A 13,546-nucleotide genomic window follows, 5' to 3' on the forward strand; every position below is an offset into this window, starting at 1 on the left:
GAAGCCCCCCGGCTTTGGCCATGGCCCCCTTCGACACCCCCGAAAACCCGGCCCTCGCCCGCAACATCCTCTATTTCGCCCGCGCCCTGCGCCGGGCGGGCCTGCCCATCGGACCGGGCCGCAGCCTTGATGCCATTCACGCGGTCCAAGCTGCCGGTTTCACCTCCCGCACCGATTTTTACTGGACACTCCACGCCTGTTTCGTTTCCCGCCCCGAACAGCGCCCCGTCTTTGCTCAGATCTTCCGCCTGTTCTGGCGCGATCCCCGGCTGATGGAACAGATGATGTCTCTCATGCTGCCCGCCATCCGCGGCGTGCAAGACGAACGCGCCGCCCATGCCGCCGAAATGCGTGCAGCCCAGGCGCTTTTGGGCGATGAACTGCCGCCGCCCCCGCCGCCCGCCGAAAGCCCTGACGAAACCCGCGTCGAAATCGACGCCAGCCAAACCGCCAGCGTGACCGAACGCCTGCGCCATCTGGATTTTGAACAGATGTCGCTCGACGAACAGGCGCAGGCCAAACGCCTGCTCGCCCATCTGCGCCTGCCCATCCCCCCCATCGCCTCACGCCGCCTGCAAAGTGCTGCCCTTGGCCCCATTGATCCCCGCCGCACCCTGCGCCGCGCCCTGCGGCAGGGCGGTGAAATCCTGACCCTCGCCCATCGCGCCCCCCGCCCACGCTGGCCCAATCTGATCGTCCTTTGCGACATCTCCGGTTCTATGTCGCAGTATTCCCGCATGGTCTTGCATTTCGTCCATGCGGTGATGAACGCCAAAGGCCAGGGCTGGGCCCATGTCCATGCTTTCACCTTTGGCACAAGGCTTACCAACATCACCCGTCACCTTGCCGCCCGCGACCCCGATCAGGCCCTCGCCGCCGCGGGCCAGCAGGCGCAGGATTGGTCGGGCGGCACCCGCATCGGCCAATGCATCACCGATTTCAACCGCGACTGGTCCCGCCGCGTCATGGGGCAGGGGGCCATTGTCCTGCTCATCACGGATGGCCTTGACCGCGACGATCCCACAGCCCTGTCCCGCGCGATGGAGCGTCTGCATCTTTCCGCCCGCCGCGTGATCTGGCTGAACCCTCTGCTGCGCTTTGACCAATTCCAGCCGCTGGCCCGCGGCGTCCGCGCCATGCTGCCGCATGTCGATGACTTCCACGCCGCCCATAACATCGCCGCCTTGGAAGACATCGCCCACCTTCTGTCCCAGCCGGGCAAGAAGCCGCCCATCAGGGAACCCGCTAAGGGCTGACAGCGTTCCGCTATCGCATATCATCCCGGTTTTCGGGCAAAAGGCGGGCAACGACCCCATGTGTCGGGTCGAACAGGCATGAAAGGGACTGATCCCATGAGACGGATTTTGATCGGAACAACGGCCCTCGCGGTCGCGCTCAGCGGGCCGCTGCCGGTCGTCGCGCAGACGACGATCACGGTAAAGGGGCAAGAGGTGATCTGCCTGCCCAACAAGAAAGCCGATTGCCCCGACGGGGCCTTTTGCGTTGTGGCCAAGAATCCCAAGAACTGCCGCGCCAAGGCCCGCGATCAACTGGGCGTGACCGCAACCGAAGACCCCGCCGTTGAACCCGAAGTGATCGAAGCCGCCGAGGCCGAAGCGGCGGCCGAAGCCGAGGCTGCGCGGGTCGAGGCTGAAGAGGCCGCCCGCCAAGAAGAACGTCGCGCCAAGAAGGCCGCGGAAGAAGCCGCAGCCCAGGCCGCAGCCGATCAGGAAGCCGCCGAAAAAGCCGCGCGCCAAGCCGAAAAGGCCGCCGAGCAAGAGGCGGAACGGCTCGCCGCCGAAGAGGCCGCGCAGAAAGCTGCCGAGAAAGAAGCCCGTCAGGCCGAAAAAGCGGCTGAAAAAGCCGCCGAGGCCGCCGCGCAAGAGGCCGAGGTCGTGATCGAACCCGAACAGTCCGACCCCGTGCAGATCGAGGCCGAGGCGACCGCTGGCGAAACCGCCGAACCCGTCCCGCAGCGCAAGAAAAAGCGCAAGGCCCAAGCGGTCAGCGAAGAACAACTCATCACCCTCATCGACCCCGCCGAGGGTGCCGAAGCGCCGACCGCCGAACAGGTCGATGTGCTGACCGGCATTCTGGACGAAGACCCCGCCGGGGCCGAAAGCCCCGAAGCGGTGATCGTGCCCGAGGCGCTGTCGATGGCCGAACCCTTGGTCATCGAAGGCGGCGAAACTCCCATCGTCATCGGTGGTGATAAGGACGGCAAACCCGTGGTCGTCGATGCCGACAAGGGCGGTGCCCAAGGCGGCGAAACCCCCACCAAAAAGAAGAAAAAGAAAAAGCCGGTTGTCATTGACGTGACCGAAAAGGATGTCCGCAAAAGCGACGAGGATTTCGCCGAAAAGGTGATCATCGGCGGCGAAACTCCGGTCGAAAAGAAATCCGACAAGGGCATGTCCGATCTTGAAAAGTTCGGTCTGGCTGTCGTCGGCGCGCTGGTTGTCGGGGCCGTCCTGAACAACGGCAACAAGGTCGTCTCCAACACCGGCGACCGCGTTGTGGTTCAACAGCCTGACGGCCAGTATGTCGTTCTGAAAGACGATGACACGCTGATCCGCCGTCCGGGCAGCAATGTGCAGACCGAAACCTTTGACGATGGCTCCACCCGTTCGGTCGTGACCTATACCGACGGCAGCCGCATCGTCACCATCCGCGATGCCGCCGGCCGCGTCCTGCGCCGTTCGCGCTATGATGCCGCAGGCAACGAGGTGCGGTTGATCGACGACACCGTTCCCGTCGAACGCATCGACGTCACCACCCTGCCGAAACCCGGCCCCGGTCGTGTCATTGGTGGGCAGGATGCCGAACTCGCCGCCGCCATGGCCGCGCTGGAGGCCGATGATGTCGGTCGCCGCTTCAGCCTGCGCCAGATCCGCGAATATCCGCAGGTCCGGGCCTTGGCCCCCGAGTTGAACGTCGAACGCATGACCTTTGACACCGGTTCAGCGGCGATCCGGGGTTCCGAGGCGCAAAAGCTGCGCGAACTGGGTCTGCTGATGTCCGATCTGATCCGCAAGAACCCGCGTGAAGTCTTCCTGATCGAAGGCCACACCGATGCGGTGGGCAATGGCGGTTACAACCTTTCGCTGTCGGACCGCCGCGCCGAAAGCCTCGCCTTGGCCCTCACCGAATATTTCGGTGTGCCGCCGGAAAACATGGTGGTGCAGGGCTATGGCGAAAGCGAATTGCTGGTGCAAAGCGCAGGCGACGAACCCCGCAACCGGCGGACGGCCGTGCGCCTGATCACCGGGCTGCTGACGCGGGCCGACTGATCAAACGGCCGCTTGCGCCGTAAAGATGGAACCCCGCCTTGGGAAACCTTGGCGGGGTTCTGCTTTCCCGCGGGGACTGCCCCACCGCACCCCTGCGGATCTTTTCAAAGAAAAGATGGGCAGACCAAAGAACAGTTTGCGATGCGGCCATTCGGCGGCATGATGGGCGCATGGAACAGGCGGCCCATGAACAAATCCCCGAAGCAGCCCTTGGCTGGCATCAGGCCGGGCGCGGCGCGGTTTTGGCGACCGTGATTGAAACCTGGGGTTCCGCCCCCCGCCGCGCGGGCAGCCAGTTGGCCGTCTCGGGCGATGGGCTGATCATGGGCTCCGTCTCGGGCGGCTGTGTCGAAGGCGCTGTGGTCGAAGAGGCCGCGCTGGCCTTGGCCGATGGCCAAGCCCGCGTTCTGACCTTTGGCGTCAGCGATGCCGATGCCTTTGCCGTCGGGCTGGCCTGTGGCGGCACGATCCGCGTTTTGGTGGAACCGATTGGCCCGACAGGCCTGCCTGCCGAAATGCTGGCAAGCATCGTCGCGGCTCGCGCGGAAAAGCGGGCGCTGACCTATGCCGTGCACCTGGAAAGCTGGAAACGGTCCTTGGGCCATGACGCTGCCTTGGCTGAATCCCTACGGCTTGACCGCGCGGGCATGGCCGAGGATGGACGCTTTATCCTGCCCTACAACCCGCCCCTTCGCCTGATCATCGTCGGGGCCGTCCACATCGCGCAGGCCTTGGTTGGCATGGCGCGGCTGTGCGGTTGGGCCCCGGTGGTGATCGACCCGCGCACCAGCTTTGGCGCGGCAGCCCGCTTTCCGGGCGAAACCCTGCTGGACAGTTGGCCGGACGAGGCGTTGGAAAGCCTTGCCCCCGATGCCCGGACGGCGGTGGTAACCTTGACCCATGACCCGAAACTGGATGATCCCGCGATCCATGCCGCCTTGGCCAGCGATTGCTTTTATCTGGGCTGTCTGGGTTCCAAGCGCACGCAGGCGAAACGGCTCGACCGTCTGCGAGCGGCAGGCGTGTCCGAATCCCAAATCGCTCGCATCCATGCGCCCGTGGGGCTGGATATCGGAGCCGCCAATCCGGGGGAAATCGCCCTGTCGGTGATGGCCCAGATCACCCAAGTCTTGCGGCAGGGCGGATGAGGTTCGGCCCCGTTCCCCTTGATCAGGCTTTGGGGGCGGTTCTGGCGCATTCCATGGCCGGTCTGCGCAAGGGGCAGTTGCTGGATGATCCGGCGCTGGCGCAACTGCGCGCGGCGGGGGTTGATCAGGTGATCGTCGCGCGACTGGATCCACAGGATCTGGGCGAGGATGCCGCCGCCACTGCCATCGGCACGGCGCTGGCCGGGGCCGGGCTGGTGGCAGGCCGCGCCGCGACGGGTCGCGTCAACCTGATGGCCCAAGGGGCAGGCCTTTTGCTGGCCGATGCCGAAAAGATCGCCCGGATCAACCGCATCAACCCCCTGATCACCTTGGCCACGCTGGGCCAGCACGCCCGCCTGACCCAAGGGGCGATGGTCGCCACCGTCAAGATCATCGCCTATGGCGTGCCCGCCGCCGATGTGGCGCAGGCCGTCGCGGCGGCGCAGGGGGCCCTGCGTCTGGCCCCACCCGTCTTGTGCAGTGCCTGCCTGATCGAAACCACAGTGGACGGGTCCATTCCCCCACCCAAGGGCCGCGATGCCATCCGCCAGCGTCTCGCGCGGCTGGGCGTCTCTCTCGCCCCCCGCGTGATTTGCCCCCATCAAACCGCCGCCTTGGCCCAGTCGTTGGCCCAAGCGCCCGAGGATCTGCTTCTTGTGCTGACGGCTTCCGCCACATCCGACCCGATGGATGTCATGCCCGCCGCCCTGCATCAGGCCGGGGGCCATGTCGAACGCTTTGGCATGCCCGTCGATCCCGGCAATTTGCTGGTGGTGGGGGACTTGGGCGCAAGACCGGTGATCGGCCTGCCCGGCTGTGCCCGTTCCCCCGCCCTGAACGGCGCGGATTGGGTCATGGAGCGGCTGATCTGCGGCATCCCCGTCACCGCCGATGATGTGGCCCAGATGGGTCTTGGCGGTCTGCTCAAGGAACCCCCCTCCCGCCCCCGATCCCGCACCGCCTGATCCCATGCAAAAGGGGGCCGCAGCCCCCTTTTTCCGACGCGCAACAGGATCAGCGGCTTATTTCGGCCCGATCATCATCACCATCTGCTTGCCCTCAAGCTTGGGCATCGATTCGACCTTGCCATTGTCGCCCACATCCGCGGCCACCCGGTTCAGCAGTTCCAGACCCAATTGCTGGTGCGCCATTTCCCGGCCACGGAAACGAAGCGTCACCTTCACCTTGTCGCCTTCGCCCAGAAATTTCAGCACCGACCGCATCTTCACGTCGTAATCGTGGGTATCGGTCCCCGGACGAAATTTGATCTCTTTGATCTCGATCACATGCTGCTTTTTGCGCGCCTCGGCTTCACGCTTTTGCTGTTCATACTTGAACTTGCCGAAATCCATGATCTTGCAAACCGGCGGTTCCGCGTTTGGCGAAATCTCGACCAGATCAAGCCCTGCTTCCTCGGCCATTTGCAGGGCGCGGGCCGGGGTCACAACCCCGACATTTTCGCCGTCAGCCCCGATCAGGCGGATTTCAGGGGAACGGATGCGATCATTGATGCGCGGGCCCGTCTCGCGTTGCGGAGGGGCGTTGTGGGGACGACGAGCCAGGGTGGCAATCCTTTTTCAGTTTTGAATGCGAGCGGAAAATAGACCTCGGCGCGGTATTGTTCAACCCGCAATGCAAGCCCGATCACACCGCAACGTGGAAAAACGAGGCCCTCGGCGTGTTTCTGGCGTGAAACGCTTTTCTTTCAGGGGAAACAAGACTATCTCGCGGGGTGTGAATTTGGCTGAAATGGTCAAGGAGATGGACAGATGAACAGGAACCTTATCATTGGTGCAGTGGTGGTGATTGCTGCCGCGTTGGGCTTTTACGTGTATTCGAACCAAAAGGTCGAAGCGCCAGTAGCCGCGACCACCGAGGGGGCTGCTGCGACGACCGAAGGCACCGCCTCGACCGAGTCGGTCTTGCCGACTGCGCTGGCCGATGAGGCGGCTGATGCGGCCGAAGCCACGACCGAGGCTTCCACCGACGCCGCCGCCGCGACGACCGAAGCCGCCACCGAGGCTGCAACCGCTGTGACCGAGGCCGCGGAAGGCGCTGTTGAAGCCACGACCGAGGCTGCCACCGACGCCGCCGCCGCGACGACCGAAGCCGCCACCGAGGCTGCAACCGCTGTGACCGAGGCCGCCGAAGGCGCTGCCGAAGCCACGACCGAAGCGGCGACAGATGCCGCCGCCGCGACGACCGAAGCCGCCACCGAAGCTGCTGCTGCGACCACCGAGGCCGCCCCGGCTGCTCTGGACCCGGCCACCGTGCTGGACCCGGCAAAGTTCGATGCGGCGCAGGTCAATGCGCTGATCGACGCTTCGACCGCTTCGGATGAGACGAAAGCCGCGCTGAAGAAGGCTGTCGATGCTGCCGCCAAGAACCCGGCGATTGTCAAGCTGACGGTGGATACGGTCAAAGAAGGTCTGGGCCTGTAATCAGACCCTGACAAACAAAACCGCCGCGAACCAGACGGCTCGCGGCGGTTTCTTATTCTGTGGTGGTCTTAAACCCCGTCGCCGACAAAGGCCTTTTCCACCACATATTCCAGCGGCTCGGAATTCGCCCCTTCCCGCAGGCCAAAGCCCTCCAGGATCGCCTTCACATCCACGTTGAACGCCAGCGACCCGCAGACCATCGCCCGATCCGTCGCTGGATCCATCGGCGGCAGGCCCAGATCAGCAAATACCTTGCCCGACGACAGGTTGTCGGTCACGCGGCCCATATGGTGGAATTCTTCCCGCGTCGTTGTCGGGTAATACAGCAACTTGCCCGCCACCATTTCCCCGATCAGCGGATCATCCGCCAGACTTTCCACCAGCCGCCGCCCGTATTCCAACTCGGCCACCGTCCGGCAGGTGTGCATCATGATCACCTGCTCATATTTCTCATAGGTCTCAGGGTCGCGCATCAGGCTGGCAAAGGGCGCCAGCCCCGTCCCCGTCGCCAGAAACCACATCCGTTTCCCCGGCAGCAAAGCATCATGCACCAGCGTCCCCACCGGCTTTGGCCGCAGGATGATTTCATCCCCCACCTTGATATGCTGCAACTTGCTGGTCAAAGGCCCATCCGGCACCTTGATCGAATAGAACTCCAGCTCTTCATCCCATGACGGCGAGGCGATGGAATAGGCCCGCAGCAGCGGCTTTCCATTGTCGCCCATCAGCCCGATCATCACGAATTCACCCGAGCGGAACCGCAAGGATGCCGGCCGCGACACGCGGAAAGAAAACAGCGAATCCGTCCAATGCGTGACGGCGGTCACGGTCTGCGCATCGGGCAGGGTCAGTTTGGCGGCAGGTGCAGAGGTCATGTCACTCATCATCGTTCCTGTAATGCAAACGCCGGGACAGACCCGGCGCAAAGGGCAGGGAAGGGGGCCTAGCCCCGCATCCGCGCCAGATAATCATTGGCCTGCCAGTCCGCCCGGAATTTCCAAGCGTCTTCGGTGAGCCGTTGGGCCAGTTCATCGCTGATCTCCACATCGTCAAAGCCGACACGGCGGATCATCGCATATTGATCGGGCAGGATATGCCCCTGGGCCCGCAGATGGCCCTTGTAACCCAGCATCCGCAAACGGCGGGCGATGGTAAACCCCCGCCCGTCGCTAAAGGCCGGGAAATCCACATGCACCAGCCGCAGTCCCGCGAAATAGGGCTGCAACGCCACCGGATCATCGGTAGAGGCCATGGTCACGCTGCCCTGATGGGCCTCACGCTCGGCAAAGGGCACGGGTTCCGGGGCGGGCTCCGCCTTGCTGAAACCCTGATCGGTGATGATCACGCTCATGCTGCGCTCTCCTTCGCCGGAACCATCCGAACGGCCTTGCCATTGATGAAATGGATGCCGCATTCGGTCTTGTCGCTGCCCCGCCAACGGCCCGCGCGCGGATCTTCGCCCGGCTTCACCGGGCTGGTGCAAGGCGCGCAACCGATCGAGGGATAGCCCTTCGCCACCAGCGGATGCCGTGGCAGCCGGTTGTTGACGATATATTCCTCGATGTCTTCCCGGCCCCAATGTGCCAGCGGGTTGATCTTCATCCGATGCTCGCCGTCTTCCTCAAAGAAATTCAGCGTCGAACGGGTGCTGGCCTGAAAGCGTTTCCGCCCCGTGATCCAGGCATCAAAGCCACCCAAGGCCTTTTCCAAGGGCACCGTCTTGCGCAGGTTGCAGCAAGAATCGGTGCTGAACTGGTGCAGCGTGCCATCCGGATCATCGAAATCCACCGCCGCCTGATCGGCGCGGATGGTGCGGATGTCGGTCAACGGCAGGCTTGCCGCCAATTCCTGCTGATAGGCCATCGTCTCGGGGAACAGCATTTGCGTATCGACGAACAGCACCGGCGTATCCGGTTTGATCACCGACAAAAGATGCAAAAGCACCACCGATTCCGCGCCAAAGGATGAAACCAACGCCACACGGCCCACCGCCGGATCGTTCAGCGCATGTGACAGGACATCCGTCGCCGAATGGTGCTTGTAATGCTCATTCAGCACCGGAACCCGGTCTGCTACCGGGGCCAGACGGCCCGTTGTCAAGGATTCAAGCCGCATTTCTTGCAGCATCCTCTGGATAGAGGGCTGCCTTGAATGGCCCAAGTCCAAGTCGACGGTAGGTTTCAAGAAAGGTCTCATCGGGCGAAAGGCGTACTTCCAGATAGGCAGTGATCAGGCGCTCGATGGCCGGAATGATTTCGTCATAAGCGAAACCCGGTCCTGCCCGTTCGCCCACCACGGCGGTTTCGGTCCCATCTCCCCCTAGGGTGATCTGGTAATTCTCAACACCCGCCCTGTCTAGCCCCAAGATGCCGATATGGCCCACATGATGATGACCACATGCATTTATGCAACCCGAAATCTTGATTTTCAGTGGCCCGATGTCATGCTCCAGCTTCAGCTCGTTGAACCGCAGCGCGATGCCTTGGGCGACCGGAATCGACCGGGCCGTTGCCAGCGCGCAATAATCCATACCGGGGCAGGCGATGATGTCGCTGATCAGCCCCACATTCGCCGTCCCCAGCCCTGCTTGGGTCAAGGCGGCGTGAACCGTCGGCAAATCGGATTTATGCACATGCGGCAGAATGATGTTCTGCTCATGGCTCACCCGCAACTCGCCATGCGAATAGCGTTCCGCCAGATCCGCCATCACCCGCATCTGGTCTGAGGTCGCATCGCCCGGCGTTTGTCCCGGCGCTTTCAGGCTGATCGTCACGATCGCATATTGCGCGTTCTTGTGTTCGGTCAAGTTGGTATCGGCCCAAGCCCGGAACACCGGATCGGCGGCATAGAAGGCGTCAAACCCATCCACCGGCGCATTGCGATAGGCGGGCGGGGCGAAGGCCTTTTCGATATCCGCCAGCAAATCCTGATCAATACCGCTGAACAGCGGGCGGATCACCGCAAAGCGTTCCTCGACCAGACGTGCGAATTCCTCGGCCCCGGTCTCATGCACCGTGATCTTGATCCGCGCCTTGTATTTGTTGTCGCGCCGTCCCAGCGTGTTGTAAACGCTCAAGACCGCCTCCAGATAGGGCAGCAGGTCCGCTTTCGGCAGGAAGGGCTTCATCGTCACGCCAATCATCGGCGTCCGGCCCAGACCGCCGCCCACGATCACCTCAAACCCCGGCGCGCCCTGTTCATTGCGCACCATCCGCAGGCCGATGTCATGCGCCTTGGTCACAGCCCGGTCATTCGGCGCGCCCGTGATCGCAATCTTAAACTTCCGCCCCAGGAACTGGAATTCCGGATGGTCCGTTGACCATTGCCGGATCAGCTCTGCCACTGGACGCGGGTCTTCAATCTCATCCGCCGCAGCCCCGGCGAAATGGTCCGAGGTCACGTTGCGGATGCAGTTCCCGCTCGTCTGGTTCGCATGCATTTCCACATCCGCCAGCGCCCCCAAAATCGCGGGCACATCGGGCAGTTTCGGCCAGTTGTACTGGATGTTCTGCCGCGTCGTGAAATGGCCGTAACCCTTGTCCCAGGTATCCGCGATATAGGCCAACTGCCGCATCTGACGCGGCGACAGCGTCCCATAAGGCACCGCCACACGCAGCATATAAGCGTGCAATTGCAGATACAGCCCGTTCATCAGCCGCAAGGGCCGGAATTCATCTTCCGTCAGCCCGCCGCTGATCCGCCGCTCCACCTGCCCGGTGAATTGCGCCACACGCGCCCGAACGAAAGATTCGTCAAAGTCCGAATACTTATACATGACCGGTCTCTACCTGCTTGCCGTGGGCGTAATTCGATGGGCCACGGGTGCGGAACACCTCGCGGAAATGGGTCGGCTCCGGCCCATTCGGCCCCGCCTTTGCATCCGCCAAATACGCGCCCACCACAATCAATTTCTGCGATGCCGCATGCAGCAGACGCAGCTGTGCATGGGCCTCATCCTCAATCAATTCTGCCTCGGCATGGTGCCGCGACCAGCGGTCATCGGCGGTCAGATAAACCACGTCGCCTTCCAGCAACGCATTGGCAGTGACAACCTTGGGGGTGAAACGCGGGGCCATCTTCGTATTCCCTGGGGATTCTGAACCTCATATATAGAATATTCTTCCGTTCCCGCGCCAGATGTCCTTGCAGAAAAGGACATCCGTTCCGATACTGACGCCCAATGGAACGTGGTTCCGAACAAGGGGGGATTTCGCGGATGGCAGTCCGACTGGATGAGATGGATCGGAAAATTCTGGCCGAACTGCAAGAGGATGCCAGCCAGTCGCTGGACGAAATCGCCCGCAAAGTCGGCTCTTCCAAGACCCCCGTCTGGAACCGCATCCGCCGCATGCGTGAGGCGGGCGTCATCACCCGCCAGACCGCCGTTCTGGACCCCGAGGCGCTGGGGCTAGAGGCCTGCTTTTTCGTCCTGATCCGCACCAGCGAGCATGAGGCCGAATGGCAAAAGAAATTCCTCGCCGCCCTGCGCGCAAGGCCCGAGGTGCTAGAGGCCCACCGTCTGGCGGGCGACATCGACTATATCCTCAAGGTCCGCGTCAAGAACGCCCGCGCCTATGACACCTTCTATCAGGCCCTCATCAGCGAAGTGCGCATTTACAACGTCACGGCCCTGCTCAGCATGGAAGAGATCAAATCCACCACCATGCTGCCAGTTTAATCTGCGAGCGATGGGCCAAAGGCCCATCCCTACCGCCCCCGGATCCGCGGATCCAAAGCATCCCGCAACCCATCGCCGATATAGTTCACCGATAGAACCGTCAGCGAAATCGCAAGCCCCGGCATCAGCACCCGCATCGGATATTTCCGCAGGTCATCCAGCCCTTCATGCAGCAGGCTTCCCCAAGTCGGGAAATCCGAAGGAAAGCCCTGACCCAGAAACGACAAAACGCTTTCAATGATGATCGCCTCGGCGACGCAAAGCGTCGCCGCCACCATCACTGGCGACACCACATTCGGCAAAAGATGCCGCAGGATAATCCGGTGCGACCTTGCCCCAATCGACTGCGACGCCAGCACGAATTCCCGCGTTTTCAGCGACAGCACTTCCCCCCGCACGATCCGTGCCGTGGGCATCCAGGCCGTCGCCCCAATCGCCACCGCGATCAGCAGAAAGGTGCCAAACTCCACCCCCAGTGTCCGCGACAGCTGATCCTTGAACAGCACCATCAGCACCAGCAGCAGGGGCAGCAGCGGCATCGCCAGAAACGCATCCGTCAGCCGCATCAAAGGCCCGTCCAGCCGCCGGAAATAGCCCGCAAGCACCCCCACGAACGTCCCCAGCGTCACCGCCAGCATCATCGCCACCAGCCCCACCGACAGCGAAATCCGCCCCCCCGACATCAGCCGCGCCAGCATATCCCGCCCCAACTGATCCGTCCCCAAAGGGTGCGCCCAGCTTGGCCCCTGATTGCGCAGCTTGAACATCTTGGCGGTGTCCGGCTCCACGAATGTCCCGTCTACCCGCCAGATCAGCGGCCCGATCAGCACAAAGGCCACCAGCAGCGCCAACAGGATCACCCCCGCCACCGCCCCCTTATGCTTGACGAACTGGGCGCGCACGGCAACCCACTGGCTTTCTGCCTTTGGAATGGCGGTATCAGTCATAGCGGATCCTCGGGTCAAGCAGACCATACAGCACGTCGGCAATCAGGTTGAACAGCACCACCAGAATGGCAAAGATGAACACAATCGTCTGCACCATCGGCAGGTCGCTCACGTTGATCGCATTGATCAGCGCCGAACCGATCCCGTTCACCTTAAAGATATTTTCCGTCACAATCGCCCCGCCAAAGATCGACGGAATGCCGATGGCAATCACCGTCACCACCGAAATCAGCGAATTGCGCAGAACATGTTTCAGCACCACCGTCCGCTCGGACAGGCCCTTGGCGCGGGCCGTGCGCACATAGTCTTGCGTCATGTTTTCCAGCATCGACGACCGCATGAACCGGCTGATCGTCGCCGCATTCGCCAAGGCCAGCACCATCACGGGCATCGCCATCTGGCGCAGTTGTTTGACGAAACTTTCCCAATCCGTGACCTTCAGCGTCGTGTCATAGACCGTCGGGAACCAGCCCAGCTTGATCGCGAAAATATAGGAAATCAGCACGCCGGTAAAAAAGGTCGGCACCGAAAAGCCGAGCATCGCCACGAAGGAACCCACCTGATCAAAGGCGGAATACTGGCGATAGGCTGAATAAATCCCGATGGGCAGGGCGATCAGCACCCCCACCAGATAGGCCGATCCCACCACCATCAGCGTCTGCGGAATCCGTTCCAGAATGACATCCATCACCGGGCCCCGGAACTGCCAGCTCACAATCCGCTGCTGGCCTTCGGACAGGGTGGTTCCGAACAGGCTGTCGATCCAATAGGCCGGTTCCACAATAAAGAACTGGCGCAGCCACAGGGCATAGCGCACCGGCATCGGGTCATTCACGCCCATCTGCTCTAGGATCTTTGCCTTGACCTCGGGCGGAACCGTCAGCGGAATTTGTGACGCGGGGCTGCCGGGGGCCAGATCGACGATCAGAAAGATCATCAGGCTGATGAACAGCAAGGTGGGGATGGCCAGCAACAGCCGACGCAAGATGAAGGTGATCATGGGCCTGACCTGGGATGAGCCTTGGAAAAGAAGGGGCGGGTG

14 protein-coding genes are annotated in these 13,546 nt (G+C 62.5%); 6 read left to right on the top strand and 8 right to left on the bottom strand.

Going from position 1 to position 13,546, the window contains the following annotated elements; all coding sequences use genetic code 11:
- Positions 1-20 precede the first annotated feature (20 nt).
- The 4 genes from IE095_RS10975 to IE095_RS10990 all read left to right on the top strand — a co-directional run bounded on the left by IE095_RS10975 (position 21) and on the right by IE095_RS10990 (position 5,403).
- Positions 21-1,256, top strand: a complete 1,236-nt coding sequence (locus IE095_RS10975) for a vWA domain-containing protein (RefSeq protein ID WP_189411706.1) — start codon at positions 21-23, stop codon at positions 1,254-1,256.
- Between the two features lie 96 nt (positions 1,257-1,352).
- Positions 1,353-3,290 (top strand): OmpA family protein, encoded by a 1,938-nt coding sequence (locus tag IE095_RS10980; protein ID WP_189411707.1) that lies wholly within the window; start codon positions 1,353-1,355, stop codon positions 3,288-3,290.
- A 170-nt stretch (positions 3,291-3,460) separates the two neighbouring features.
- Positions 3,461-4,438 (top strand): XdhC family protein, encoded by a 978-nt coding sequence (locus IE095_RS10985; protein ID WP_189411708.1) that lies wholly within the window; start codon positions 3,461-3,463, stop codon positions 4,436-4,438.
- On the top strand, positions 4,435-5,403 hold the full coding sequence (locus IE095_RS10990) for a molybdopterin-binding protein (protein WP_189411709.1): 969 nt from the start codon (positions 4,435-4,437) through the stop codon (positions 5,401-5,403). Before IE095_RS10985 ends, IE095_RS10990 begins: the two co-directional genes overlap by 4 nt.
- Positions 5,404-5,460: 57 nt before the next feature.
- On the opposite strand, the gene infC is transcribed toward IE095_RS10990, so the two are convergent.
- Positions 5,461-6,009 carry a translation initiation factor IF-3 gene (gene infC / locus IE095_RS10995; RefSeq protein WP_308428896.1) on the bottom strand — a complete coding sequence of 183 codons (549 nt, stop codon included), beginning with the start codon at positions 6,007-6,009 and terminating at the stop codon, positions 5,461-5,463.
- Between the two features lie 198 nt (positions 6,010-6,207).
- Here infC and IE095_RS11000 point away from each other — a divergent pair, with 198 nt between their 5' ends.
- Positions 6,208-6,879: a hypothetical protein gene (locus tag IE095_RS11000; protein ID WP_189411710.1), complete on the top strand. Its 672-nt coding sequence runs from the start codon at positions 6,208-6,210 to the stop codon at positions 6,877-6,879.
- Positions 6,880-6,947: 68 nt separating this feature from the next.
- Here IE095_RS11000 and IE095_RS11005 read toward each other — a convergent pair whose 3' ends face one another.
- The 5 genes from IE095_RS11005 to IE095_RS11025 form a co-directional block, all read right to left on the bottom strand.
- Entirely contained in the window at positions 6,948-7,754 is an 807-nt protein-coding gene (locus IE095_RS11005; protein WP_189411876.1) for a ferredoxin--NADP reductase, read from the bottom strand.
- 68 nt (positions 7,755-7,822) lie between these two features.
- Positions 7,823-8,230 carry a DUF934 domain-containing protein gene (locus tag IE095_RS11010; RefSeq protein ID WP_189411711.1) on the bottom strand — a complete coding sequence of 136 codons (408 nt, stop codon included), beginning with the start codon at positions 8,228-8,230 and terminating at the stop codon, positions 7,823-7,825.
- Positions 8,227-8,994: a phosphoadenylyl-sulfate reductase gene (locus IE095_RS11015; protein WP_189411712.1), complete on the bottom strand. Its 768-nt coding sequence runs from the start codon at positions 8,992-8,994 to the stop codon at positions 8,227-8,229. Before IE095_RS11015 ends, IE095_RS11010 begins: the two co-directional genes overlap by 4 nt.
- The gene (locus tag IE095_RS11020) at positions 8,984-10,654 is read right to left on the bottom strand and encodes a nitrite/sulfite reductase (protein WP_189411713.1); all 1,671 of its coding nucleotides are present in this window, start codon (positions 10,652-10,654) and stop codon (positions 8,984-8,986) included. Before IE095_RS11020 ends, IE095_RS11015 begins: the two co-directional genes overlap by 11 nt.
- A complete protein-coding gene (locus IE095_RS11025; protein ID WP_189411714.1) occupies positions 10,647-10,955 on the bottom strand; it encodes a DUF2849 domain-containing protein in 309 nt (102 codons plus the stop codon). The genes IE095_RS11020 and IE095_RS11025 overlap by 8 nt, the downstream gene beginning before the upstream one ends.
- 140 nt (positions 10,956-11,095) lie before the next feature.
- On the opposite strand from IE095_RS11025, the gene IE095_RS11030 reads away from it, so the two are divergent.
- Positions 11,096-11,557, top strand: coding sequence for an Lrp/AsnC family transcriptional regulator (locus tag IE095_RS11030; protein WP_189411715.1), 462 nt, complete (start codon positions 11,096-11,098; stop codon positions 11,555-11,557).
- Between the two features lie 29 nt (positions 11,558-11,586).
- Here IE095_RS11030 and IE095_RS11035 read toward each other — a convergent pair whose 3' ends face one another.
- Together IE095_RS11035 and IE095_RS11040 are read right to left on the bottom strand one after the other, a co-directional pair.
- Complete coding sequence (locus tag IE095_RS11035) at positions 11,587-12,504, bottom strand: ABC transporter permease (protein ID WP_229804722.1); 918 nt, start codon at positions 12,502-12,504, stop codon at positions 11,587-11,589.
- A complete protein-coding gene (locus tag IE095_RS11040) occupies positions 12,497-13,504 on the bottom strand; it encodes an ABC transporter permease (protein WP_189411717.1) in 1,008 nt (335 codons plus the stop codon). The genes IE095_RS11035 and IE095_RS11040 overlap by 8 nt, the downstream gene beginning before the upstream one ends.
- Between the last annotated feature and the right edge of the window lie 42 nt (positions 13,505-13,546).

It is taken from the genome of Neogemmobacter tilapiae, assembly GCF_014652215.1.
GTDB lineage: Bacteria > Pseudomonadota > Alphaproteobacteria > Rhodobacterales > Rhodobacteraceae > Neogemmobacter > Neogemmobacter tilapiae.